Origin of the sequence: Spongisporangium articulatum, from assembly GCF_044465595.1 — a bacterium.
Classification (GTDB): Bacteria; Actinomycetota; Actinomycetes; order Actinomycetales; family Kineosporiaceae; genus Spongisporangium; species Spongisporangium articulatum.
The window spans coordinates 243,973-268,539 of record NZ_JBITLV010000001.1; the positions used below are offsets into that span (position 1 = coordinate 243,973).

The window sequence follows — 24,567 nt, forward strand, 5'->3', positions numbered from 1 at the left end:
CGTGATTGCGAAGGAGGTCCGTCACACCCGCCCCTCAATCGTGATCATGGACGAGTTCGTGATCACGAGGAGAGGAAGGACAGCGTCCGGCGCCAGACCTGGGGGTACGAGAACAGGTCGTTGTGCTGGGCCCCGTCGACCAGCATGAGCTCCGTGCGCAGGCCGGGGCGCCGCTCGAACTGCGCGGCCAGGTCCCGGGCCATCCAGGTGGGGGTGAGCCGGTCGTCCGTGCCGCTGACCAGCAGGACGTCGCAGCGCACCCGGGCCGCGCGGCCCACCCCGGCGAACGGCCCGAGCCGGCGCAGGGGCGTGCCCTGCAGGCGGAGCGGGGACAGCACGTACCCGGACACCCCGCTCATCGGCGACAGCAGCACGAGCCGGCCCGGGGACCGGCGGGTGGCCAGCTCCAGGGCCACCGCGCTGCCCAACGACCAGCCCACGACGTCGACGTTCCCCGCGCCCACCAGCGACTCGGCGTGGTCGAAGGCGGCGTGCGCGGCCCGGTAGCAGCCGCCCTCCCCCGGCGTCCCGGGCGACAACCCGTACCCGACGTAGTCGACGCACACCACCGTCGCCCTGTCGTCGCCGAGCACCCGTCGGACCGGGCCGGTGTCGGCCATCACCATGGCGTTGCCGTACAGGAACACGGTGGCCCGGTGGCCCGGACCGGGCCGCGTGACCAGGGCGACCTCCTCACCCGAGGCGGCGGTCGCCGTCCGGACCAGCTCCTCCCCCGGGGCGAGCCCCGGGTCGGTGACCTCGCGGGCCGCGCCCGGGAACACCAGCCCGGTGGTACGCAGGCCTGCGTCGACCAGGGCGTCGAACACTGCCGGGCCTCCCGGTGGTGGGGGTGGAATGTCGGGGACCATACTCGACTTGTCGATCAGAGACGCTGCCGCTATCTCGGAGGCTCCGCTTGGGCAAGCCCATCCTGCTGACCGTGGACGACGACCCGTCGGTGTCCCGCGCCGTGGCGCGTGACCTGCGGCGCCGCTACGGCGACGACTACCGGGTGGTGCGTGCCGACTCGGCCGACGCCGCACTGGAGGCACTGCGCGAGGTCCGGCTGCGGGGCGACCGGGTCGCCGTGCTGCTGGCCGACTACCGGATGCCCGGGATGACCGGCATCGAGTTCCTGGAGCAGGCGATGGACCTGTTCCCGCAGGCCCGCCGCGCCCTGCTCACCGCCTACGCCGACACGGACGCGGCGATCGAGGCGATCAACCTCGTCGACGTCGACCACTACCTGCTCAAGCCGTGGGAACCGCCGGAGGAGAAGCTCTACCCGGTGCTCGACAGCCTGATCGAGATGTGGAAGGCCACCGGCGAGCGGGAGATCACCGAGACCCGGATCATCGGGCACCGCTGGTCACCGCAGTCGTACGAGATCCGCGACTTCCTGGCCCGCAGCGGGGTGCCCTACCGGTGGTACACCTCCGAGGACGCCGAGGGTCAGGCGCTGCTGAAGGCCGCGGGGCTCGACGAGGACGCCGTGCCGGTCGTGCTGACCGAGTCCGGTGAGCCCCTGGTGCAGCCGACCATCGCGGATGTCGCCGCCCAGGTGGGCCTCTCGACCGAACCGACGGGCGACTTCTACGACCTCGTGATCGTCGGCGGGGGCCCCGCGGGGCTGGGCGCGGCGGTGTACGGGGCGTCGGAGGGCCTGCGCACGGTGCTGGTCGAACGGCTGGCCACGGGTGGTCAGGCCGGCCAGAGCTCGCGGATCGAGAACTATCTCGGGTTCCCGGAGGGGGTCAGCGGCAGCCAGCTGACCGACCGGGCCCGGCGGCAGGCCAGCCGGTTCGGCGCCGAGCTCCTGACCGCCCGCAAGGTGGTCGGGCTGGAGGCGACCGGCCCGCAACGCAAGGTGCACCTGGACGACGGCACGTGCATCTCCGCGCACGCGGTCCTGCTCTCGACCGGGGTCTCGTACCGGCACCTCGACGCCGCGGGCGCCGACGACTTCGTCGGCCGGGGCGTCTACTACGGCTCGGCGGCCACCGAGGCCAGCGCCTGCGAGGGCGAGCACGTGGTGATCGTCGGCGGGGCCAACTCGGCCGGCCAGGCCGCGGTGTTCTTCTCGCGCTACGCCGCGAAGGTGACGATCGCCGTGCGCGGTCCGAACCTCGAACGGACCATGAGCCACTACCTGATCCAGCAGATCGAGGCCATCGACAACATCGAGGTGCGCACGTGCACCGAGGTGGCCGAGTGCGCCGGCTCCGACCACCTGGACCGGATCGTGCTGCGGCACAACCCGACCGGCGAGACGGAGACGGTCACCTGCGCCCACCTGTTCATCTTCATCGGCGCCGCCCCGCGCACCGACTGGCTGCCCGAGGAATTGACCCGGGACGGTTCCGGTTTCGTGAAGACGGGCACCGACCTGCTGGACGCCGGGGCGCGGCCCAAGGGGTGGGAGCCCGAACGCGACCCGTGGCCGCTGGAGTCGAGCATCCCCGGGGTGTTCGTGGCCGGCGACGTGCGGGCCACGTCGGTGAAGCGGGTGGCCTCGGCGGTGGGTGAGGGCGCGATGGCCGTGACCCTGGTGCACCAATACCTGGCCTTGACGTGAAGTTGGTCGAGTCGACGGACGAAGTGATGACGCGATGACGGTTATCGAGAACCAGACGGAACGGAAGCTCACCCCCGACGAGCTGCGCACGCTGTTCCTGTTCGAGGCACTGAACCCCGAGCAGCTGGACTGGCTGGCCGAGCACGGGACGGTGGAGACGCACGCCGCGGGCTCGCCGGTGTACCGCGAGGGCGAGCCGGCCACGTGCTTCTTCGTGCTGCTCGCGGGCACGCTGAGCATGCACCGGGACGTCGACGGCACCGACGTCGAGCTCAACCGCAGCGACTACCGGGGGTCGTACTCGGGGGCGACGCGGGCCTGGCTGACGTCGTCCACCGAGGAGACCTACGTCGGCTCGATGACGGCGGTCACCGAGTGCGACTTCCTGGTGTTCGACGCGCCGGAGATCGGCGACAAGCTGCGCGAGTGGTTCCCGATGGCCATCCACCTGCTGGAGGGCCTCTACCTCGGGCTGCGCAACTCCGAGTCCCTGGTCGGGCAGCGGCAGCGGCTGACCGCGCTCGGCCGGTTGACGGCGGGTCTCACGCACGAGCTGAACAACCCGGCCGCCGCGGCCGTCCGCGCCACCGCGACGCTGCGCGAGCGGTGGGCGGGGATGCGCCACAAGCTGGCCGGGCTGGCGTCGGGCAAGCTCGACCCCGAGGTGTTGATGTGCCTGTCCGGCCTTCAGGAGGAGGCCATCGAGAAGGCCGCCAAGGCGCCGGATCTCACGCCGCTGCAGGCCTCGGACCTCGAGGACGAGATCACGGACTGGTTCGACGACCGCGGCATCACCAACGGCTGGCAGATGGCGTCGGTCTACGCGGCCGGCAGCCTGGGCGCCGAGTGGCTGGACGACGTGGCGTCGAAGGTGCCGGAGAGGCACCTGGAGTCGGGCCTGCGCTGGATCGCCTACTCGCTGGAGAGCGAGCAGCTGATGGGCGAGATCGAGGACTCGACGACCCGCATCTCGCAGCTGGTCGAGGCGGCCAAGCAGTACTCGCAGCTCGACCGGGCCGAGAACCAGCTCGCCGACCTGCACATCGGGCTGAAGAGCACGCTGACCATGCTGGGCACGAAGCTGTCGGGCCTCACGCTGGAGAAGGACTTCGACCGCTCGCTGCCCCGGGTGCCGATCTTCGCGGCGGAGCTGAACCAGGTCTGGACGAACATCATCGACAACGCCGTCCAGGCCATGCACGGCGACGGCACGCTGTCGCTGCGCACCTACCCCGACGGTGAGTACGCCTGCGTCGAGATCGGCAACACCGGCCCGCAGATCCCACCGGATATCCAGAAGAAGATCTTCGAGCCGTTCTTCACCACGAAACCGGTCGGCGAGGGCACCGGGCTCGGCCTGGACATCTCCTACCGGATCGTCACCCAGCGGCACCGGGGCGACATCCGGGTGGCCTCGACGCCGGAGAAGACCACGTTCACCGTCTGCCTCCCGCTGGGCGACGAGCGAGAGCCGGCTCCCGCCGAATAGTTGACATCAACTAATTGACCTCGGATAGTTGTTCCTAACTATTCGAGGAGGTGCGGCGTGGCCAAGCGGCCCGTGAACAATCTGCTGGGGCTCGCCGTGCTGGCGTACCTGACCCGGCGGCCGATGCACCCCTACGAGCTGTCGAAGACGTTGCGGGACAACGGCGACGCCCGGTCGATCAAGTTCACCCACGGCTCGCTCTACATGGTCTTCGGGCAGTTGCAGAAGGCCGGGCTGATCGAGCCGGTCGAGACGAACCGTGCGGGCGCGCGGCCCGAACGCACGCTCTACGCACTGACGCCCGCGGGTGGCGATGAGCTGCGCGACTGGCTGCGCGACCTGCTGGGCCGACCCGAGCACGAGTACCCGCACTTCGTCGCCGCGCTCTCCCTGGTCGGGGCCCTCACCCCCGACGAGGTGGTCCCGCTGCTACGGGCGCGGCGCTCCGCGCTGGAGGGGCAGCGGGACGACGCCCGCGGGGTCCGCGAGGCGGCGCTGGCCGCGGGCGTGCACCCGTTGTTCCTCGTCGAGGAAGACTACCGGGAGACTCTGCTGAACGCCGAGATCGGTTTCGTGGAGCGCTTTCTGGGGCAGATCGAGGGCGGCTGGGCCGCCGACTGGGGAGGCACGTCATGACCACGTACGCACAGGCGCCGGACGGTGTCCGCCTCGGCTACCGCACGCTCGGCTCGGGGCCGGGCCTCGTCATCGTGCACGGCGCGATGTCCACCGGGGCCAACCACTCCCAGCTGGCCGAGGGGCTGGCGTCCCGGTTCACCGTCCACCTCCTCGACCGGCGCGGCCGGGGACTGAGCCCGGCCGCCGGAGCCGAGTGGTCGGTCGAGGACGACGTCGCCGACCTGCGCGCGGTTCTGGCCGCGACGGGCGCCCGCCGGGTGTTCGGCATCAGCATCGGAGCCATCGTCGCGCTGCGTACCGCGCTCGTGGCCCCGGAGGTGGAGCGGCTGGCGATCTTCGAACCGCCGCTGTTCGGGGAAAGCGCCCACCCGACGGCCCTTCTGGAGAAGCTGGACGCCGCCCTGGCCGCCGAGGACCGGCCCCGGGCCCTGGTCATCGGCATGCAGGGCGCCGAGCTCGGGCCGTCGTTCCTCAACAAGGCGCCGACGGGCCTGCTGGTGCCGATGGTGAAGCTCGGCCTGCGCCAGGAGCGGCGTACTCTCGCGAAGCAGGGTCCCGGACCCTACGTCCCGATGGCCGAACTCGCCCCGACGCTGCACCACGACTTCCGCATCGTCGCCGAGACCAGCGGCCGCACAGCCGAACTCGCCGGGCTCCCTCAGCCGACGCTGCTCCTGGGGGCCCAGCGCAGCCCCGCCTACATGCGGGCCGCGCTCGACGACCTGGAGCGCACCCTCCCGCACGCGGAGCGCGTCACCCTGCCCGACGTCGCGCACGAGGTGACGTACAACGACGACCTCCGGGGGAAGCCGCAGTTGGTCGTCGAACCGCTACGAGGCTTCTTCGCCTGAGGGCGGTTCGGGCCGCGGCCGTCTGACCACCGCCCGGCCCGATTCGAGGTCGATGCGCAACGGCGGGGCACCGTCCTCGGAGGGGGCCACCTTCACCTTCTGGTGGTCCTGCTGCTCGACGGTGTGCTTGCGGGTCGGCTGGAAGACCTCGAACGCCTCGCCGAACGCGCCGCCGCCGAGGGCGGATTCGGTCCGCCCTCCGCGCATCCACCTCAACAGGCCCATGGTCGCCTCCCGGTCACCGAGGCCCAACGCGCGGACGGCGGCCCGCGTTCCGGTCGCGGGTCAGCCCACCGCGATTCCCGGGTCGAGCGCCGAGATCCCGCGGATCGACCCGAACTGCGTCCGGGCCCCCCGAGCACGTTCCGCAGCCAGCCGGTCCGGTGACAGTCCACCGGCGGGTAACGCGCGCTCGGCATCCGAGATGAGTCGCCCGGTCAGTCGGTACTCCAGGGCGATGCCCCGCTCGACCCGCCAGGCCGCGGAGGCCCCGAGGAGCCGGGCGGAGGTCAGGGCGTCCCCCCCGGGCCAGGTGCGCGGCACCGAGCAGGCCCACGTTGCCGGGCAATGTGATCAGTTGCCCGTACGTGAGCGACAGGCCAACGTGGCGTAGATGGCGGCCGGACTGGGGCCCAAGTAGCGAAACCCCCATGAGGGGCCCGTTTCCCGTGTCGTGCCCACCCGCCAACGGTAGTCGCCGCTCGTCCCTCCGCGTATGGACGAGCCTCACAGGCAGGCCGTGGCTACGGTCTCGTCGCCCCGTCAAGCGCTTCGGCGAGCGCGGGGTCGAGGGCCCGCAGCCCGCGTACGGACCCGAACGGCGTGCGCGCGCCCCGAGCTCGCTCGATCACGAGCCGCTGCTGCGCGGCACCCGCGGCACCCGCGGCGGCGAGGCGGGCCTCGACGTCGGCGACCAGACGCTCCAGGAGCCGGTGCTCCACGGCGATGCTCCGGTCGGCGCGCCACGTGGCGACGGCGCCGCGCAGACGCGCCGCGGTGACCGGGTCACCCAACGCCAGGCGGGTGGCGGCCAGCAGGTCGAGACACTCCGGAAGGACCAGGAGGAGCCCGCAACCGACCGCCAGCCGGATGGCCTCGCTGAGGTGCCCCACGGCCGCCGCCGGCCTGCCGGCCACCAGGTCGCCGGCCGCGACGGTGGCCAGCGCGTCGATCAGGATCGGATCCCCCTCCACCGTCCGGGCGACGTCCAGTGCCTCGTCGAGTTGAACCGCGGCCTGGTCGACGTCACCCCGCTCGAGCGCGACCCGCGCACAGTTGATCAGCGCGTACATGTGGCTCTCGACATCACCGGCCGCGACCGCCTCGGGCAGCACGGCGCGCCAGAACTGCAGGGCCTCGTCGGTGCGCCCGACCAGGTCGAGCAGCTCCCCGCACTCATTCCGGTTCGCACGCTCGACGTCGGGGCGATCCAGCCCGTGCAGCTCGTCGTGCGCCGCGAACATCAGGGCGAGCCCGGCCTCTCGGTCACCGGAGAACCGGGCCGCCTGGGCACGGCACCGGAGGGCCCGGAAACGGAGGTAGTCGTCATCCGCGCCCTCGACGACCTGTCCCGCGCCGGCGTACAGCTCGTAGGCGGCCCGCGCGTCACCGGCCGCGATGCGCAGGTTACCCAACGCGATCAGGAGCCGTCCCTGGGTGGCCGCCGGGAGCTGCGCTTCCTGGGCCGCCTGCACCCACTGGTCCGCCTCCCCGACGCGGCCCGTCGTGTACCAGTGGTCCACCAGGGCGGCCACCAGCCGGCCGAGGAGTTCCTGGTGTCCCTGCTCGCGGGAGAAGGCCAGCGCCGCAGCGAGGTTCGCAGCGTCGGCGGTCAACAACCGGTTGGGCGTCGGGTCCCTGAACCGCAGACCGAAGACCGTCGGGCCCAACTCCTCCGCCAGCTCCGTGTAGAACCGGGCGTGCCGCTCGCGGGTCCGGCGCAGGCGCTCGGGCGTGACGGCCAGCAGCGTCGCGGCGTACTGCCGGACGGTCTCCAGCATCGTCATCCGGCCCGAGCCGTCGGCCACCAGCAGGCTGCGTTCGAGGAGCCGGTGCAGCGCGTCGAGCACCGAGGCATCCGCCCCCGGCGGGTCTGAAGCTTCTCTGGCACAGATGGTCTCGGCCGCCGCGAGGGTCCACCCGCCCGCGAACACGGACAGCTCCTCGAAGACCCGCAGCTCCATCGGGTCGAGCATCCGCACGCTCCACTCGATGGTGGCCCGCATGCTGCCGTGCCGCTCGGCCATACCCGGGGAGCCGGTGTCCAGCAGCGCCAGGACCTGGTCGAGTCGGGCCAGGATGTCGGCAGGCGGCAGCATCCGCACCCGGGCCGCGGCCAGTTCCAAGGCCAGGGGCAGCCCGTCGAGCCGGCGGCAGAGTTCACTGACGGCGGTTGCGTTCTCGGGCCGCACGTCGAATTCGGGCAGCACGAGTTGAGCGCGGTCCCGGAAGAGGCGTACCGCATCGCTCTCCAGGGCGACCGAGGGATCGCTCGTGCCCTCCGACGGGACGGGCAGCGGCCCGAGGTGCACGATTCGCTCGCCCCGCAGCCCCATCGCCTGCCGGCTGGTGACCAGCACCGTCAATGTCGGAACCCGTTCCAGCAGGTGCGATACCGCGACGGCGACCCGGTCGATCTGCTCGAGGTTGTCCAGCACCAGCAGGTCACACCCTGCGAGCGCCCGAGCAGCGGCGTCCAGCGCCGGTTCACCGACCCAGTCGGGTTCGGTGCCCATCACCCGGCACACCTCGGGCACCACGTCCTCGACCCGGGTCAGGGTGACGAGCGGAACCGGCCCCGCGACCGTCGTCGCCGACCCGTCCCGCGTGATCCGGTCGACGAGTTCCCTGATCAGCCGGGTCTTCCCAGCTCCCCCGGCGCCCAGGACGCTGACCAGGCGCACGTCGTCCCGGCGCAGCAGCGCCACGACGTGCGCGAGCTCCGCACCACGACCGACGAAACGATCGGCGGGCGGCGCCGCACCACCGGGCCGGACGGCGAGCGCGACCTGGGTCCCGGCCGGCGGCGGGAGCTCCTGCCGCAGCACTCGCTCGTAGTGCGCCCGCAGAGCCGGGCCGGGGTCGACGCCCAGTTCATCGCGGAGCCGAGCCTGGGCGGCCACGAACGCCGTGAGGGCGTCGGCCTGCCGGCCCGCGCCGTACAGCGCCGACATCAACTGGACGACGAACCGCTCGTCGAACGGGAACTCGCCGACCAGCTGCTCGAGTTCGGGGACGAGCGTGGTGAACCGCCCCAGGGCCAGCTCGGCGTCGACCCGGTCGGCCCGGGCCGCCTGACGCAGCGACAGCAGGCCGGCGATCCGCGCGTCGGCGAGGCCGACGAGGTCGGGAAGCGGCTCGCCGCGCCACAGCGCGAGACCGGCGCGCAGCGTCTCGGCGGCGGCCCGCACCTCGCCCGAGGCCAACTGGGCGTGGCCGCGGGCCGCCAGCGCCTCGAAGCACAGCACGTCGACGGCGTCCTCGGGGAGGTCGAGCCGGTAAGCACCCTCGGCCGACCGCAGCGGCGAGGGCGCCTCCCCCGGGGTCAGGGCGCGTTTCAACCGGGAGACGTACACCTGCACGGTGTTGGCCGCCGTGGCCGGCGGGGCGGCCCTCCACAGGGTGTCGATCAGCTGGCCGGGCTGGACCGGATGCCCCACCTGGAGGGCGAGCAGGGTGAGCACCGCGCGCTGACGAGGACCACCGAGCGAGATGGGTTCATCGCCGAGCGTCACCACGGTGGGCCCGAGGAGCGAGACCCGCACCCGCGGCACCCCGTCCGGCCCTCCACCCACGCTCCCGACGGTAACCGCCGCTCATCACCAACAGGTGCCGCAAGGGCCGAGAAGTGCGCCTCACCAGGGCGTTCAGCGAGCGTTAAGCGCTTTGTCGGCGCCCCTGAGCATCGTTTCCGTCGAGGGGACGTTCGGAGGTCCGCCTCCCGTCGCACCCCGATCCCCGCCGCGCGCGACCACGGGGCGCGCGCCGCGGAGCGGGGTGACGGCCACCGGTGGCGGGCCTCCGAGCGAGGGATCAGGAACGCGCCCCAGCCCGGCTCACGTCGTCCAGCCGGCGCTGCGCGCCCGGCACGAGCTGCGCGGGTTGCGTACGCAACCGGTGCACGGGCAGGGCGTGCGGGTGATGCTCCTGCAACCAGCCCAGCAGTGCCTCCCGGAGGTCGCAGCGCAGGTCCCATGCGCTCGGCCCGTCGTAGGCGGACGCGAGAACCCTTACCACCATGGTGCTCTCGGTGGTGTCGACGACCTGCAGCACCCAGTCCTTGCCGTCCCACAGCGGCGACGCCTCGATCACGGAGCGGGTGAACTCCCGCAGCTCCGTCAGCGGGGTCGCGTAATCGAGGTGCAGGACGACGGCGCCGAGGATCCGGGACTGGGTGCGGGTCCAGTTCTGGAACGGGGTGGTGGTGAAGTAGCCGGTCGGCAGGACCAGCCGCCGCTCGTCCCAGAGGTGCAGCACGACGTAGGTGAGCGTGATCTCCTCGACCCGCCCCCACTCCCCCTCGACGACCACCACGTCGTCGATGCGCACCGCGTCCGTGAACGCCAGCTGCAGTCCCGCGAACACGTTGCCGAGCGTCGTCTGGGCGGCCAGCCCGGCCACCACGCCCGCCAGTCCGGCCGAGGCCAGCAGGCTCGTGCCGAACGTACGCAGACCGGGGAACGACATCAGCACGGCACAGACCGCCACGAGGACGACGGTCGCGGCCAGGATGCGCCGCAGCAGCGTGACCTGGGTACGGGCCCGGCGCCGGCGGCGGTTGTCCTCCATGTCGACGCGCAGCCGCGCGAAGATCACTGCTTCCCCGGCGTGCAGCCCGCGAACCAGCAGCCAGGCAGTACTGGCGACCACCGCCGTGCCGGCCAGGCGCGACCAGCCGCCCGCGACCGGTACGGACTGGGCGGCGATCAGAACGGCCAGCAGGAACACGGTGCAGATCCAGGCCCGGCGGCAGAACCGGTCGACCAGGGTGAGGAACTCCAGCCGGTGACGGCGTCCCAGCTGAGCGGTGGCGACGGCGACCAACCAGGCGAGGGCGGCCCCGGCCAGCCCGGAGCCGCAGGTGACGAACAGGGTGCCGGCGACGCTGTCGCCGGGCGAGAGGTCGGGCACGGATTCCTCCCGGAAGGACCTCGGGTGGGTGACACCGTGACGCGTCGATGCGTGGTGCGCGAAAGCAGCGAGTCTGGTGCCGTACCGCGCCCTCCGCCACCCGATCATCGGCTCGCTGCTGCGTCCGGGCGACGTTCGCGCCCGATTCTCGGGACACGGAATCGGTGACAGGAGCGACGGCTAGGACGCGGGACCGACTACGCTCCACCATCACACCGGCGTCGGCCCACGGGGGTGGACGGCGCCTGCTCGCTGTCAGAAGGGGTGGCGATGAGCGACCGGCCCGTGCCCGCGAACGCGGAGACGCGGCCCATTCCCCTGCTCACCGGCCGTGCGCGCTCCGGGCCGGACGCACCCGACGAGCCCGAACTCGTGCTCACCGACGACGAGCGTCCCGAGGAAGCGGCCCCCGAAGCCCTGCTCACCGACGACGTCGAGGTTGCCGCCGACGGCGACGGCGAAGACGACGGGCCGGTCGACGGGCCGGTCACGGAGCCGCAGGGGGGCGAGCCCGGCGAGATCGAATCCGCCGATGAGACCGACCCCGAAACGCCCGACGACACCGAAGCGGCCGTCGAGGCCGAAGCGACCGTCGAGGTTCGAGCCGAAGCGCCCGACGAGCCCGAAGCCGATGCGCCCGAGCCGGCCGATACCGCCGGGCCGGCCGATACCGCCGAGCCGGCCGGCCCCGACGACGAGGGAGCGAGGACCAGCCCACCCACAGGTCCGATCGCGCGCCCCGCGGTCGCGGCCCCCGAGACGACGCCCGTCCCCGTCGTCCGCCCCGAAACCCCGGCTCGCATCGAACCCCCGGCCCGCCCCGAAACCCCCGGCGGGCCTGAACCTCTTGCCGGTCCTCCGGCCCGCCCGGCGGACCCCCCGGCGGCCTTCACCACCGTGACGGGCCACCCGCCGGCAGCGGCCCCGTCCGGCCGCTTCGCGCCGCCGACGGCCTCCGCCCCGCTGGTGCCGCCCACGGCACCGCCCGACCCGCCGACGATGCCCAACCCGCAGCCTCGGCCCCCGTTCGTGCCGTCGCTGCAGCCGCCCGTCGTCCAGCCGCTGCGGCCCCCGGCCCCGGAGGCCGAGGATGCGCGGCCGGGCTGGCGCAACCCGGGCCTGCTGGGCTCGACGGCCGCCGGGCTGGCGGTCGTGCTGGCCGCCGTGGCCGCGGCCCTCACGCTGGGCGGTGGCACCGGCGGGAACCCCGTCCAGGCCGCGGTCACCGTCACCGCGAGCGGGGCCGGCGACCCCCGTTCGGGCGGCGGGGTCGTGGTGGACGCCGGGAAGGGCCTGATCCTGACCAGCGCGTGGGTCGCCGCTCCGCGCGCAATCGGGATGGGCGTCACGGCAGGCGTTTTCGAGAAGGACCTACCACCGGCGCCGAAGTCCGTGACGGTCACGCTGCCGGGCGGCGGCCAGGTCGCCGCGCAGGTGGTGGCCGCCGACGGCTACCTCAACGTGGCCGTGCTCAAGGCGGAGGGGGTGGGCGGCTCGAGCGCCACCCTGGGGGCGGCCCCGTCGGCCGGCGAGGGGGTCACGGTGGTGGGCGCCGACGATGAGGGCCACCGCTCCACGAGCCAGGTCACGCTCGGCCGGGCCCTGAACGACCCGCGACTCGGCTCCGGGACGGGTGTCCTCGCCGTAGAGGGGGCCGCCACGACGACGGACGGCCCGGCCTCGGCCGGCGGGCAGCTGGTCGGGATGCTGAGCACCGCCTCCGGGGCCGCCGTGGTGCGGCCGATCGCTTGGGCGCAACCGCTGATCGATGCCGCGGTGGCGGGCACCGACTACCTCAGTCCCTACGCGGCGGCCACCCCGAAGGGCGCCGAGGTGACCGGGGCCCGGTACGTCGAGCCGGGCATCGAGTCCGGCAGCGCCGTCACCCCGGGCTGCTCCAACGGCCGCCAGCAGGACGGCCGGCTGTCGCTCGGGCTGGAGTACGACTCGTTCGGCAAGCGGGGTCTCGACGTGGCCACCGGGGCGGGTCTGCACACCGACGTGCTCGCCGAACTGTGGACCACGGGCGCCTCGCCGAAGCTGGTCGCGAGGGCCGACACCGCGGGCGAGTACCCGGTGTCGTTGCCCGGTTCCGGTTGTCTGACTCTGACGTTCACGCCCCTGTCCGGAGCGGCGCTCGACCCCGGCGCGTACGCGCTGCGGGTCGGTGTCGGCGGCAACCTGACCCTGGTCTACGACACCGGCGTGCGGATCACGGAGTAGCGCCGGCCGCCCGGGCGTACCAGGCGCGGTAGGCGGCCGGAGTGTCGGTCAGCACGCCGTCGACGCCGGCCTCGCGCGCCTGGGCCCACAGTTCCGGCTTGTTCAGCGTCCACACCACGACCTTGAGACCGGCGCTGTGCAGGTCGCCCAGGTACGTCTCCGTGAGCCGGTTGTGCCGGACGCCGACACCCCACAGGTGCTCCTTCACAGCGGCTTTCGCGGTCAGCTCGGCGTCACGCACGAACTGCAGGTAACGCAGGCCGTCGACCCCGCTCGACTTCGCGGCCCGGCGGACGGCGGCCAACCGGTCGGGCTGGAACGAGGTCACGACGGTGCGCCCGGTCATCCCGGTGCGGCGCAGCACGCCGAGGAACGTCGACAACTGCGCGGGGGTCTGGTCGACCTTGAGCTCGATGTACAGCTCGACGCCCGGTATCGCGGCCAGCTTCTTCACGGTGTCGTCGAAGGCGGGTATGCCGTAGCGCTTTCCGTCCTTCGACTCGCCCTTCGGGGTCTGGCAGGACTTCAGGGTCCGCCAGCTGGTGAGGGCGACGGCGTACTGCTGAGCGCAGACCATCCGGCCCGAGACCGACGCCGCGTCGTAGAGGATCGGAACGTTGTCGAGCGTCCAACGCAGGTCCGCCTCGACGACGTCCCCGCGTCGGGCGGCGTCGAGCATGGCCGCCTGGGTCTGCAGCGGGAACTGCTCACGGCCGCCCGCATGGGCCAGCGGCGTGGCCAGGCTGGCCGGCGCCACGACGGTCGAGGCGCTGGGGGAGGCCCCGGGGCGGGCACCGGGCGAGTGGGTGGTGACGACGTCGTTCCCGCCCCCCACCGTCATCGCGAGCACGCCGGCCAGGCCGATCGCGAGCAGGGCGGCCACCGCGACCAGCACGCCGACCGGGACGGCCAGCCGGCGCTGCGGGGTGAACGCCCGGATGCCGCGCGGCCCGGTCGGGTCCGGGTCGGGCCGGGCGTCGGGCCGGGCCTCGGGTCGGGCTTCCGGCTCGGCCTCGAGCCCGGAGTCGGGGCGGTTCGACCGGGCCTCGGCCGCCGTCAGGATCTCGGCCTCGACCCGTGGCAACGGCGTGGTCTCCTCGGCCTGGACCACCGGGTCGGGACGGGCCTCCAGCTGCGGCGTGATCCGGGCCGGGGCCGTCTGCAGGACGTGCCCCCAGGTGGCCAGCGCCCAGCCGGCGGCCCGCGGTTCCAGGCCCGCCTCGTCGAGGCGGTCGCCGAGATCGATGGCCGGGACGTCGTCCAGCACCCCCTGGGGGATGCCCGCCTCGGCGGCCGCGACCAGCGCGGACACGGCGTCCTCGTGCTCCGGTGCCGCGTCGCCGAGCTGCTCCGCGAGCGCCTCGCGCAGCCCTTCGGCACCCAACCGGGGCGGCCCGTCGTCCGCGTGCACGACCTCACGCAGCGCCTGCGCGACCGCCGGGTCGCCCCATGCCGTAGCAGTCATCGACCCGGCTCCCCACGCTGGGACGGTGCTCGGCCGGACATGTGCCGCAGGGTAACCGAGGATGCCGTACGTGGCAGGATGCCCGTCATGCGCGCAGCCCGGATCACCACCCTGGACGGACCCGAGGCCATCGAGATCGGCGAGGTGGACGACGTCGTCCCGGAGCCGGCGCAGGTGCTGATCGAGGTGCGAGCGGCCGGGGTGGCCTTCCCCGACGTCCTGCTCACCCGCGGCGAGTACCAGTACAAGCCGCCGCTGCCGTTCGTGCCTGGGGCCGAGGTGGCGGGGGTCGTCGTCTCCGCCCCGGCCGGGTCGCAGTTCTCACCGGGGCAGCGGGTCGCGGCGTTCCCGATGTTCGGCGGGTTCGCCGAGCGGGTCGCGTGCGTGCCGGAGCTGGTCTTCCCGCTGCCCGACCAGGTGTCGTTCGCCGAGGGCGCGGCCCTGCCGCTGAACTACCTGACCGTGCAGTTCGCCCTGGTCCGGCGGGCCCGGCTCGCCGCGGGGCAGACCGTGCTGGTGCACGGGGCCGCGGGCGGCATCGGGACGGCGGCGATCCAGCTGGCCACGGCGCTCGGCGCGCAGGTCATCGCCGTGGTGTCGACCCTGGAGAAGGGCGACGTCGCGCAGAAGGCGGGCGCCCGGCACGTGGTGCTGGCCGACAACTTCCTGGCCGCCGTGAAGGACTTGACCGGCGGCGCCGGCGTGGACGTCGTCGTCGACCCGGTGGGCGGCGACCGGTTCACCGACTCCCTGCGCGCCCTGGGGCCGGAGGGGCAGCTGCTGGTGATCGGGTTCACCGGTGGGGAGATCCCGACCGTCAAGGTGAACCGGCTGCTGCTGAACAACACCTCAGTGGTCGGGGTCGGCTGGGGCGCGTTCACGCTGCCGCGGTTGTCGCTGGCCCGGGAGCAGTGGGACTTCCTGCTGCCGCACATCGCCTCCGGGGCGCTCGTGCCGCCGGTGGGTGCCACCTACCCGTTGTCCGACCTGACGTCGGCGCTGCGCGACATCGACGAGCGCCGGGCGACCGGCAAGATCGTCCTGACGCTGGAGTAAAGCAGCGCGCCGTGCTGCGCGTCTGAAGGGCATGGTGGACGACGGGGGCCGGGTCTTCGAGGACTGGTACGCCTCGAGCTACGGCCGGGTGCACCGGGCGGTGTCCCTGGCGATCGGTGATGCCGACCTGGCCGAGGAGGCGACCGCCGAGGCGTTCGCGCGGGCCCTGGTGCACTGGCGGTCGGTCCGGAAGGCCGACCGGCCCGACGCCTGGGTGTACCGGGTGGCCCTGAACGAGGTGCGCTCGCGGTGGCGCAGGTCGCGGACCGAGGCACGCTGGCTGGCCCGACAGCGCCTGGGCACCGTGCCCGCTCCCACCGAGCCGTCGTCCGAGTTGTGGCGGGCCGTGACGCAACTCGCGCCGCGTGCCCGCACGGCGATCGCCCTGCGCTACGTCGCCGATCTGTCCGAGGCCGAGATCGCCGCCGCCATGGGCATCACCCGCGGCACCGTGGCCGCGACCCTGCACAAGGCACGTGCCCGGCTGGCCGAACTGCTGACCATGGAGGAGTCGTCATGATCGACGAGGCCCTGCTGCACGAGCTGGCTGAATACTCCACCCTGCGCGGGCCGCGCCCGCTGCCCGAGATCTCGGCACGGGCCAGGCTTCTCCGCCGGCGTCGGCGCACGGCCTCGACCGGGTTCGGCGTACTGGCTGTCTGCATCGCGACCGGAGTTGCCGTCCCAATGCTGAGTGGAGGGGACACGGGCGTACAGGTCGTGGACCCAGCCCGCGGCGCCGAACCCGACTGCACCGCCGGAACCGGTGACAACCCGTCTCCGGCCCAGATCCCGGATGTCCTGTACGTGCCCGACGAGTCGCTGACCGGGCCACGCACGGGGGCGATCCTGTTCCGCCGGGACCGGCCGAACTGCGGCGTAGGGCTCGAAGCTGTCTGGTACACGACCCGGAAGAAGGTCGTCGACAAGACGTTGAGCATCCAGGGTCCTGACCGACCCGACTACTACGGACGGGCCGACAGTCCGGAGTTCGCCGGGGGTACAGGTGTCTCGCACGTCGAGGTAGAGGGCTCGCCGGGCACCCTTCACTATGACGAGTCGTCCCGGTTCGGTCGGCTGTTCTGGGTAAGACCCGATGGCACGCGATGGATGGCCGAGGGCAGAAACATGAGCGCGACCGAGCTCGTGACCTCGGCCGGGGCCGTACGACTCAGCGCGGAGCGGATCGACGGCGGCCAACGCCCTGGCGGGATGACACCGGCACCGAGGCTCGGCGGTCCGGCCTGGTCGACGAGCTTTCCGTGGACGTTCATGGAGTTCGGTGGCACCGGCGAGGAGTCACGCCTGCAGTTGACCTTCGAGCAATATGGCGATCGACCCATGGGGCCCGCGGGAAGGGGCGTCGAGATCGATGGCCGACCTGGTTGGCTCAGCTCGGACGATGGCCGGACGACCCTGGTCTGGAAGGTTGCCGACGGCGTCGTGGGGCAGCTCACCGGGAGGATCACCAAGGCTCAGGCTCTGGCAATCGCCCGCTCGACGATCAAGGTCACCCCCGATGACTCGCGCCTCCAATAGAGGTATACCGAATGGAATACTTTCTCGTATACTCGTCGTGTGGACACGACGATCAAGGTCAGCACCGAGACCCGTGACCGGATCAAGGCCATCGGCGCTCAGCGGAACCAGAGTGCCGAGAAGGTGATTCTCTCCGCTCTCGACGAACTCGATCGGGCGATGTTCTGGGACGCCTACGACGCTGCCGTCGCCGAGGACGGACCGCCGACGATCGAGCCGGGCTGGGAAGCGACGGCCTCCGACCTGAATGACTGAGTCACCGCTGCGAGGCGAGGTCTGGGACGTCGACTTGGGCTATCCCGTCGGCCATGAGGCCGCCTTCGTCAGACCGGCCCTTGTCGTCAGCGCCGACCGGTTCAATTCGCACGAGCTCGTGAGTGTCTGTCCGATCACCCGAACCCGTAAGAGCTATCCGACGCGGGTGCCACTGCACCCTGGAGTGTCCGGACTGGACGAGACCAGCTACGTCCAGGTGGAACACGTACGGACCATTTCCACGGCAAGGCTCGTCGGTCGCCGAGGGCGCGTGACAGCCGACGACCTCCGCTCGACCGCGCGGATCCTGCGCTTCCTCTTCGAGTTGTGAGAACCGCTCAGCGGTAGGTGAGCAGGTCGGGGTGCCCGGCCAGGTGCGCGTGCTCGTTGAAGGTCAACAGGCTGGTGCCGGACCGCCCGCGCACGACCGTCGTGATGCCCGTGTTCACGCTGACCCGGTTCAGGGCCACAAAGGTCTCGGGGCCGGCGCCGAGCAGGTGCGCGGCGATGGCGGCGATCACCCCGCCCGAGGTCACTACGAGCGCCGGGTCGCCGGCCAGCGCCTCGTCGAGGGCGTCAAGGGCGCCCTGCTGGAACTCCTTGAAGGACAGACCCTTCGACCACCGCTCGTCGGAGGTGGACCAGGCCCGCAGGGCGGCGTCGAGGGCGGCCTGAACGCCCGCGCTGTTGCCCATCGCGGCCGCCACGCCGGTCTTCAGGGCCCCGAACCGGCCCGCCGCCCCGCGCAGGAGCTCGGCGTGGTCGTACTCGTCCCACCCGCCGTGCCGGACGGAACGCACCTCGAAACCGGCCGCCGACACCAACTCGGCGGCGGTCTTCTGCTGCCGTTGCAGGCTGCCGGCCACGACCACCTCCGGGTTCACCCGGTCGCGCAACGCCGCGCCCACGAGAGCGGCCTGGCGGTGCCCGTTCTCGCTCAGGACGTCGTAGTTGGCCGACCCGAACGACGCCTGCCCGTGCCGGACCAGCAACAGCGCCGGCATCAGCCCGCCTCACGCATGATCTTGTGGCACCGGCGGATCAGGTAGCCGCACATCAACCAATAGTTCCGGAAGGCCGGGTTGGTCGACTGCTTGTGGTGGTAGCGGTAGTAGATCTGTTGGATGATCACCGCGAGCCGGAACAGCCCGAACACTTCGTAGAACGTGAAATCCGATGCCTGGAGGCCGGTCCGGCTCGCGTAGGCCTCGAGCATCTGGCGCCGGGTGAGCATGCCGGGCAGGTTCGACGGCTGGCGGCGGATGCGCCGCATGAGGGCGCCGTCACCGGCCTCCACCCAGTAGGCGAGGGAGCCGCCGAGATCCATCAGCGGGTCGCCCAGAGTGGCCATCTCCCAGTCCAGGACGCCGACGGGCCGGGTCAGGTCGGCGTCGTCCAGGACCAGGTTGTCGAGCCGGAAGTCGTTGTGGATCAGGCAGTACCCGACGTCCTCGGGCATCCGCTCGGCCAGCCAGCGCATGACCTTCTCGCCCCGGGGCACGTTCCAGGTGCGGGCCGCGCGGTAGCGCTCGCTCCAGCCCGTGACCTGGCGCTTCACGTAGCCCGGTCCCTTGCCGAGCGCGGCGAGCCCGGCGGCCTCGACGTCCACGGAGTGCAACCGAACCAGGACGTCGATCATCGCCTCGCACAGGGCCCGCGCCTGGTCCGGCGAGAGGTGTTGGGAACCGGTCAGGTTCGCCCGCAAAATGGTCCCGGCGATGCGGTCCATCACGTAGAAGTCGGCGCCCAGCACCGACTCGTCCTGGCACAACGCGACCACGTGGGGCACGAGCGGGAACTGGCCGGCCACCTGTTGCTGGACCCGGAACTCACGGGCCATGTCGTGCGCCGACCCGGCCTTGGTGCCGGCCGGCGGACGGCGCAGGATCAGGTCCCGGCCGGGGTAGCTCAGCAGGTACGTCAGGTTCGAGGCGCCACCCACGAACTGCCGGACGGTCGGCGGCACGGCGAAGTCCGCCAGGTCCGGCACCTGCCGGGTCAACCAGGTGTGGACCGCCTCGACGTCGAACGCGTCGTCCTCGCGGACCGCCTTCGCGTTGGTCGGAACCTCGCTCATCGCGGGTGGTCTCAGGCCATCCGGGCGACCACGGGCAGCGGCAGGACCCGCATCAGCAGGCCCATCGGCACCCACGGCCAGGCCGGCACCTTGGCACTCGCCTTCTCCTTCTCGATCGCCGCGACCATCGCCGCGACGCCCTTCTCGGTGCTGACGATCAGCGGCGTGTTCTTGACCTTCTCGTTCATCTCCGAGCGGATGTAGCCCGGGTAGATGGTGCTCACCACGATGTCGGTACCGAGCAGGTCGGCGCGCGCCCCCTCGGCCAGGGTGGCGACCCCGGCCTTCGTGGCCGCGTACGTGGTGAGGTTGCGCGGCATGCCCCGCATCGCGCTCATCGACGAGATGGCCACCAGGTGGCCGGAACCGCGGGCCCGGAAGGTCTCCAGCGCGGCCTCGAACTGGGCGAGGGCCCCGATGAAGTTGGTCTGCGCGGTCTGCAGGTTGGCGTCGAAGCGGCCGGAGCCGAGTGGCTGGCCCTTGCCGAGGCCGGCGTTCACGATCACCCGGTCCAGACCGCCGTGCTCCTCGAACTCCACGGCGAAGGACCGGAAGACCTCGAACACGGCGTCGGTGTCGGTCACGTCCAGCGCCTTCAGCGAGACCGTGATCCGCGGGTTGCGCTCCAGCAGCTCGGCCCGCAGCTTCTCCAGCCGGTCCGTGCGGCGCGCACAGAGGGCGAGATTGCGCCCCCGGCGTGCGAACTCGCGAGCCATCTGCTCACCGAGGCCCGAGCTGGCCCCGGTGATCAGGATGTTGCGACGGGTGGGCCGTGCGCTCACACCTTCTCCTTGACCGGGGTGTCGAACTTCCGCCGGGTCTTGCTCCACTGCCGCACGACGACCTTCTCGACCAGCGACGGCGAGACACGCTTCACGAGACTGAGGACGCGACCGTCGCGCTCGGTGAGGATGAGGAACCGCTCGGCCTGCACTGCGGCGAACACCTTGTCGGCGATCTGCGCCGGGGTCACCTTCGAGTTGTCGATCAGCTTGTTGGCCGTGGCGATGGCGGCCGGGTCGGCACTGCGCATGCTCGCCCCCAGGTTCGTCTTCACGAAGGCCGGGCAGAGCACGGAAACCCCGATGCCGTAGGGCTTCAGCTCGTAGCGCAGGGTCTGCGACAGCGCGATCACGGCGGCCTTGGTGGTGTTGTACGAGGCCATGGCCGGCAGCTGGGCGATGCCCGCCAGCGACGCGGTGTTCACGATGTACCCGGACCCCTGGGCCTTGAAGAGCGGGATGAACGTGCGGCAGCCGCGCACGACGCTCTTCAGGTTCAGCTCGAGGATCCAGTCCCAGTCGTCCAGGGACGTCGTCTCCATCCGGCCACCGGCAGCGACCCCGGCGTTGTTGACCAGCAGGTCGAGACCGCCCCAGGTGTCCTCGCACCACTGCCGGGCCCGCAGCCAGTCGCTGTCGTCACGCACGTCGAGGCGGCGCACGGTGACCGAGCCGGACCGGCCGAGTTCCTGCTCCAGCGCGCTCATCGCGGCGTCGTCGATGTCGGTGGCCAGCACCCGCCAACCCTCGGAGGCGAACCGCGTGACCATGGCCTTGCCCAGGCCGGAGGCCCCTCCGGTGACGAGCACCCGTCGCCCGGTGGTCTGTGCGGGAATTTCCTCGGTCATCGGTTTTCCTCCAGGTACTTGCGCAGCTCCAGCCGGGCGACCACGCCGAGGTGCACCTCGTCGGGGCCGTCCGCCAGGCGCAGCGAACGGGCGTTGGCGAAGGCCGCGGCGAGCGGGAAGTCGTCGCTCATGCCGGCGCCACCGTGCAGCTGCATCGCCATGTCGACCACCTCCTGCGCCATCGCCGGGACGGCCGCCTTGATCTGCGAGACGGCGCTCAGTGCACCCTGCAGGCCCTCGGTGTCGAGCAGCCAGGCCGCGTGCAGGACCAACAGTCTGGCCTGATTGATCGCGATCCGCGCTTTGGCGAGCCGTTCGCGGTTGCCGCCCAGGTTGGCCAGGGGCTTACCGAAGGCCGTGCGCTGCACCGAGCGCCGGGCGGCCAGGTCGTAGGCCGTCTCGGCCAGGCCGATCAGCCGCATGCAGTGGTGGATGCGGCCCGGCCCGAGCCGGCCCTGGCCGATCTCGAACCCCCGCCCGGGACCGGCGATCACGGCCGAGAGCGGCAGCCGGACGTCGGTGAAGGAGACCTCGCCGTGCCCGTACGGCTCGTCGTGGAAGCCGAAGACCGGCAGCAGCCGCTCGACCTTCACGCCGGGGTGGTCCTTGGGCACGAGGACCATCGAGTGCTGCGCATAGCGGTGCGCGGTCGGGTCGGTCAGACCCATGAAGATGATGAAACGGCAGTTTGGGTGACCGATCCCGGTGGTCCACCACTTGCGCCCGTTGACGACGATCTCGTCGCCCTCGACCGTGGCGGTGGCCTCCATGTTGGTGGCGTCGGAGGAGGCCACGTCGGGTTCGGTCATGCAGAACGCCGAGCGGATCTCCCCGCGCAGCAACGGTTTCAGCCACTGCTCCTGCTGCTGCGGGCTGCCGTACTTGACCAGCACCTCGGCGTTGCCGGTGTCGGGGGCGTTGCAGTTGAAGATCTCGGGGGCGATGAACGAGCGGCCCATCTGCTCGGCCAGTGGCGCGTACTCGCTGTTCGACAGCCCCGGGACGTCGCCGTACTCCTGCCCGCCCTCGGGCAGGAACAGGTTCCAGAGACCCTCGGAACGGGCCTCGGCCTTCAACTTCTCGATCACCGGCAGGACCACCCACGGGTCGGCCAGCGAGCGCAGCTCACGGTGGTACTCACGCTCGATCGGCTCGATCCGCTCGGCCATGAACGTGGCCAGCCGCTCGCCGTACTCGCGTCCTCGCGCAGTCGGTGCGAAGTCCATGGGGTGAACGTACCGCGCTGTCGAGCATTGCTCAACAGGGGCGGCTAGGGTGCTGCCATGAGCACCGACACCCGGCGCCGCCTGACGGCCGAGGACCGTCGCCGCCAGCTGATCGGCGTCGGGCTGCGGCTGCTCACCACCACGCCCGTGCACGAGCTCTCGGTGGACGACGTGGCGGCCGAGGTGGGTATCTCCCGCAGCCTGCTGTTCCACTACTTCCCGACCAAGACCGACTACTTCCGGGCCGTCGTGCGGGCCGCGGGCGACCGGTTCGTGGCCGCCTGCAGCCCGGACCCGGCGCTCCCCCGTGAGCAGCAGCTGGCCGCCACGGTCGACGGGCTGATCGACTTCGTCGAGCGCCGCCGGGAGAACTACCTGGCCTTCGTCCTCGGCGCGGCCGCCGACCCGGTGCTCCAGGAGGGCACGGACGAGGTCCGGGACAAGCTGGTCGCGGCGATCATGGCCGCGCTGGAGCTGCCCGAGTCGGCCCTCGCCGGACTGCAGGTGCGCGGCTGGCTGGCCTACGCCCAGGAGCTCGTCGTCCGCTGGGCCACCCACCACGAGGTGTCGCGCGAGGAACTGCGCGACCTCCTCGTGGACGGGCTGCACAAGTTGCTGGGCCCACGTCGGGGCTAGCCGGGCAGCACCCGCAGCCGGATCGTGTCCGGCAGGTCGAGCAGCGCCTTCTCCGCCTGCGGCGTGAGACCCGTGGCCACGTCGGTGATCACGTACCCGACGTCGCCCTTGGTACTCAGGTACTGGCCGTCGATGTTGACCTTCTCGGCCGCGAACACGGCGTTGATGGCAGCCAGCACGCCGGGGGTGTTCCGGTGGATCAGCACCAGCCGGGTGGCCCCGGCCCGGTCCTGCAGGCCGAGGTGCGGCAGGTTCACCGACAGGGCCGTGCCGCCGTGGGTCAGGTAGTCGCGCAGCTTGCCGGCCACGAACCGGCCGATGTCCTGCTGCGCCTCCTCCGTCGACCCCCCGATGTGCGGGGTGAGGATGACGTTCGGCATCCCCCGCAGCGGCGAGACGAACTGGTCACCGCGGCCTTTCGGCTCCTCCGGGAATACGTCGATGGCCGCGCCGGACAGGTGCCCGCTGTCCAGGTGGGCCCGCAGCGCCTCCTGGTCGACGACGAAACCCCGCGACAGGTTGAGGAAGATCGCGCCCGGCTTCATCCGCGCGAACTCCTCCTCGCCGAAGAAGCCGCTGTTGCCGGGCCGGCCGTCGACGTGCAGCGTGACGACGTCGGCCTCCTCCAGCAGCTCGTCGAGCGAGCCGGTCGCGCGGGCGTTGCCCAGCGGCAGCTTGTCGGCCGTGTCGTAGAAGAGCACGCTCATGCCCAGGTTCTCGGCCAGCACCGACAGCTGCGTGCCGATGTTGCCGTAGCCGACGATGCCGAGCGTCCGGCCCCGGACCTCGTGCAGCCCGGCGGCCGTCTTGTCCCAGACGCCCGCGTGCATGCCGCGGTCCTTCTCCGTGAGACGCCGCGTCAGAGCGATGATCTCGGCCAGGGCCAGCTCGACGACGCTGCGCGTGTTGGAGAACGGCGCGTTGAACACGGCGACGCCCCGCGAGGCCGCCGAGATCAGGTCGATCTGGTTCGTGCCGATGCAGAAGGCACCGATGCCCTGCAGCTCGGGCAGCGCCTCGAGCACGCGGTCGGTCACCTCGGTCTTCGACCGGATGCCCAGCAGCGCCACCCCGGCGGCCTGCTCGATCAGCTCGTCCTCGTCCAGGGCGGTCTCGATCGAGGTCACCTCGCAGCCGACGGCCTCGAGCGCGGCGACGGCGTCCGGGTGGATGTTCTCCAGCAGCAGGACCCGGGTCGGGCCGACCTGCGGACGGGCGATCACAGCTGGTAGGTGGGCACGATCTGCGCCCGGGCCAGGGTGTGGAAGGCGAGGTTGAACGACACCACGGCGGGGGTCGCGTTCTCGTCCACGTCCAGCTGCTCCACATCGATGGCGTGGACCACGAAGAAGTACCGGTGCACCCGGTCGCCGGGCGGCGGGGCCGAGCCCATGTACGCCTTCGAGCCGGCGTCGTTGCGGACCATGAAGGCCCCCTCGGGCAGCTCGCCGCCGCCCTCCACGCCCGCGCCCTGGGCGAGGGACGTCGTCCCGGCGCCCAGGCCGACCACGACCCAGTGCCAGAAGCCCGAGGGGGTCGGCGCGTCCGGGTCGAAACACGTCACCACGAAACCCTTGGTCTCCGCGGGGAAACCGGACCACGCCAGCTGCGGCGACGTGTTCCCGCCGGCGGCCACGAAGGCCTCGGCGATGCGCTCGCCGTCCGTAATGTCCGAACTGGTCACCGAGAAGGTGCCGGCGGCCGGGAGCAGCGGGTAGGGGTCGGGGGTGACGGGGCGGTCCAGAGCCACGGATGAACTCCTCGTAGGCGTTGCCG

At 72.0% G+C, this 24,567-nt stretch carries 24 protein-coding genes; 11 read left to right on the forward strand and 13 right to left on the reverse strand.

What is annotated here, in order from left to right; all coding sequences use genetic code 11:
* Positions 1-62: 62 nt before the first annotated feature.
* Positions 63-827 carry an alpha/beta hydrolase gene (locus tag ACIB24_RS01165; RefSeq protein WP_398273944.1) on the reverse strand — a complete coding sequence of 255 codons (765 nt, stop codon included), beginning with the start codon at positions 825-827 and terminating at the stop codon, positions 63-65.
* 89 nt (positions 828-916) lie between these two features.
* Here ACIB24_RS01165 and ACIB24_RS01170 point away from each other — a divergent pair, with 89 nt between their 5' ends.
* From ACIB24_RS01170 to ACIB24_RS01185, 4 genes are read left to right on the forward strand one after another with little or no spacing between them, the layout of a single operon-like run.
* Positions 917-2,575: an FAD-dependent oxidoreductase gene (locus tag ACIB24_RS01170; protein ID WP_398273947.1), complete on the forward strand. Its 1,659-nt coding sequence runs from the start codon at positions 917-919 to the stop codon at positions 2,573-2,575.
* A gap of 34 nt (positions 2,576-2,609) precedes the next feature.
* Positions 2,610-4,064, forward strand: coding sequence for an ATP-binding protein (locus tag ACIB24_RS01175; RefSeq protein WP_398273950.1), 1,455 nt, complete (start codon positions 2,610-2,612; stop codon positions 4,062-4,064).
* A gap of 57 nt (positions 4,065-4,121) precedes the next feature.
* Positions 4,122-4,700, forward strand: coding sequence for a PadR family transcriptional regulator (locus tag ACIB24_RS01180; RefSeq protein ID WP_398273953.1), 579 nt, complete (start codon positions 4,122-4,124; stop codon positions 4,698-4,700).
* Positions 4,697-5,554, forward strand: coding sequence for an alpha/beta fold hydrolase (locus tag ACIB24_RS01185; protein ID WP_398273956.1), 858 nt, complete (start codon positions 4,697-4,699; stop codon positions 5,552-5,554). Before ACIB24_RS01180 ends, ACIB24_RS01185 begins: the two co-directional genes overlap by 4 nt.
* On the opposite strand, the gene ACIB24_RS01190 is transcribed toward ACIB24_RS01185, so the two are convergent.
* From ACIB24_RS01190 to ACIB24_RS01205, 4 genes are all read right to left on the reverse strand, one after another.
* Positions 5,534-5,779, reverse strand: coding sequence for a DUF6191 domain-containing protein (locus tag ACIB24_RS01190; protein ID WP_398273959.1), 246 nt, complete (start codon positions 5,777-5,779; stop codon positions 5,534-5,536). The two genes, ACIB24_RS01185 and ACIB24_RS01190, sit on opposite strands and share 21 nt — an antisense overlap.
* Positions 5,780-5,839: 60 nt before the next feature.
* Entirely contained in the window at positions 5,840-6,097 is a 258-nt protein-coding gene (locus ACIB24_RS01195) for a hypothetical protein (RefSeq protein ID WP_398273962.1), read from the reverse strand.
* Between the two features lie 200 nt (positions 6,098-6,297).
* Positions 6,298-9,348, reverse strand: a complete 3,051-nt coding sequence (locus ACIB24_RS01200; RefSeq protein ID WP_398273965.1) for a BTAD domain-containing putative transcriptional regulator — start codon at positions 9,346-9,348, stop codon at positions 6,298-6,300.
* A gap of 238 nt (positions 9,349-9,586) precedes the next feature.
* Complete coding sequence (locus ACIB24_RS01205; RefSeq protein WP_398273968.1) at positions 9,587-10,684, reverse strand: mechanosensitive ion channel family protein; 1,098 nt, start codon at positions 10,682-10,684, stop codon at positions 9,587-9,589.
* Between the two features lie 270 nt (positions 10,685-10,954).
* Here ACIB24_RS01205 and ACIB24_RS01210 point away from each other — a divergent pair, with 270 nt between their 5' ends.
* Positions 10,955-12,907, forward strand: coding sequence for a hypothetical protein (locus ACIB24_RS01210; protein WP_398273970.1), 1,953 nt, complete (start codon positions 10,955-10,957; stop codon positions 12,905-12,907).
* Here ACIB24_RS01210 and ACIB24_RS01215 read toward each other — a convergent pair.
* A complete protein-coding gene (locus ACIB24_RS01215) occupies positions 12,897-14,372 on the reverse strand; it encodes a glycerophosphodiester phosphodiesterase (RefSeq protein ID WP_398273973.1) in 1,476 nt (491 codons plus the stop codon). The two genes, ACIB24_RS01210 and ACIB24_RS01215, sit on opposite strands and share 11 nt — an antisense overlap.
* An 87-nt stretch (positions 14,373-14,459) precedes the next feature.
* Here ACIB24_RS01215 and ACIB24_RS01220 point away from each other — a divergent pair, with 87 nt between their 5' ends.
* The 5 genes from ACIB24_RS01220 to ACIB24_RS01240 are packed head-to-tail and all read left to right on the forward strand — an operon-like array spanning position 14,460 to position 17,553.
* Positions 14,460-15,428 carry an NADPH:quinone oxidoreductase family protein gene (locus ACIB24_RS01220; RefSeq protein WP_398273976.1) on the forward strand — a complete coding sequence of 323 codons (969 nt, stop codon included), beginning with the start codon at positions 14,460-14,462 and terminating at the stop codon, positions 15,426-15,428.
* Between the two features lie 31 nt (positions 15,429-15,459).
* Positions 15,460-15,948, forward strand: coding sequence for a sigma-70 family RNA polymerase sigma factor (locus tag ACIB24_RS01225; protein WP_398273979.1), 489 nt, complete (start codon positions 15,460-15,462; stop codon positions 15,946-15,948).
* Positions 15,945-16,967, forward strand: a complete 1,023-nt coding sequence (locus ACIB24_RS01230) for a hypothetical protein (protein WP_398273982.1) — start codon at positions 15,945-15,947, stop codon at positions 16,965-16,967. The genes ACIB24_RS01225 and ACIB24_RS01230 overlap by 4 nt, the downstream gene beginning before the upstream one ends.
* 39 nt (positions 16,968-17,006) lie before the next feature.
* Positions 17,007-17,222, forward strand: a complete 216-nt coding sequence (locus ACIB24_RS01235) for a hypothetical protein (protein ID WP_398273984.1) — start codon at positions 17,007-17,009, stop codon at positions 17,220-17,222.
* Complete coding sequence (locus ACIB24_RS01240) at positions 17,215-17,553, forward strand: type II toxin-antitoxin system PemK/MazF family toxin (RefSeq protein ID WP_398273986.1); 339 nt, start codon at positions 17,215-17,217, stop codon at positions 17,551-17,553. Before ACIB24_RS01235 ends, ACIB24_RS01240 begins: the two co-directional genes overlap by 8 nt.
* 7 nt (positions 17,554-17,560) lie before the next feature.
* On the opposite strand, the gene ACIB24_RS01245 is transcribed toward ACIB24_RS01240, so the two are convergent.
* The 5 genes from ACIB24_RS01245 to ACIB24_RS01265 are packed head-to-tail and all read right to left on the reverse strand — an operon-like array spanning position 17,561 to position 22,155.
* Complete coding sequence (locus tag ACIB24_RS01245) at positions 17,561-18,226, reverse strand: histidine phosphatase family protein (RefSeq protein ID WP_398273989.1); 666 nt, start codon at positions 18,224-18,226, stop codon at positions 17,561-17,563.
* Positions 18,226-19,299 (reverse strand): phosphotransferase family protein, encoded by a 1,074-nt coding sequence (locus tag ACIB24_RS01250; RefSeq protein ID WP_398273992.1) that lies wholly within the window; start codon positions 19,297-19,299, stop codon positions 18,226-18,228. The genes ACIB24_RS01245 and ACIB24_RS01250 overlap by 1 nt, the downstream gene beginning before the upstream one ends.
* Positions 19,300-19,310: 11 nt before the next feature.
* Complete coding sequence (locus ACIB24_RS01255) at positions 19,311-20,081, reverse strand: SDR family oxidoreductase (protein WP_398273995.1); 771 nt, start codon at positions 20,079-20,081, stop codon at positions 19,311-19,313.
* The gene (locus ACIB24_RS01260) at positions 20,078-20,929 is read right to left on the reverse strand and encodes an SDR family oxidoreductase (RefSeq protein WP_398273999.1); all 852 of its coding nucleotides are present in this window, start codon (positions 20,927-20,929) and stop codon (positions 20,078-20,080) included. The genes ACIB24_RS01255 and ACIB24_RS01260 overlap by 4 nt, the downstream gene beginning before the upstream one ends.
* Positions 20,926-22,155: an acyl-CoA dehydrogenase family protein gene (locus ACIB24_RS01265; RefSeq protein ID WP_398274001.1), complete on the reverse strand. Its 1,230-nt coding sequence runs from the start codon at positions 22,153-22,155 to the stop codon at positions 20,926-20,928. Before ACIB24_RS01265 ends, ACIB24_RS01260 begins: the two co-directional genes overlap by 4 nt.
* A 57-nt stretch (positions 22,156-22,212) precedes the next feature.
* Between ACIB24_RS01265 and ACIB24_RS01270 the strand changes: the two genes are divergently transcribed.
* Positions 22,213-22,791 (forward strand): TetR/AcrR family transcriptional regulator, encoded by a 579-nt coding sequence (locus tag ACIB24_RS01270; RefSeq protein ID WP_398274004.1) that lies wholly within the window; start codon positions 22,213-22,215, stop codon positions 22,789-22,791.
* On the opposite strand, the gene serA is transcribed toward ACIB24_RS01270, so the two are convergent.
* Together serA and ACIB24_RS01280 are read right to left on the reverse strand one after the other, a co-directional pair.
* Positions 22,788-24,014, reverse strand: a complete 1,227-nt coding sequence (serA, locus tag ACIB24_RS01275; RefSeq protein ID WP_398274007.1) for a phosphoglycerate dehydrogenase — start codon at positions 24,012-24,014, stop codon at positions 22,788-22,790. The two genes, ACIB24_RS01270 and serA, sit on opposite strands and share 4 nt — an antisense overlap.
* A complete protein-coding gene (locus ACIB24_RS01280; protein ID WP_398274010.1) occupies positions 24,011-24,541 on the reverse strand; it encodes a YbhB/YbcL family Raf kinase inhibitor-like protein in 531 nt (176 codons plus the stop codon). The genes serA and ACIB24_RS01280 overlap by 4 nt, the downstream gene beginning before the upstream one ends.
* Positions 24,542-24,567 lie beyond the last annotated feature (26 nt).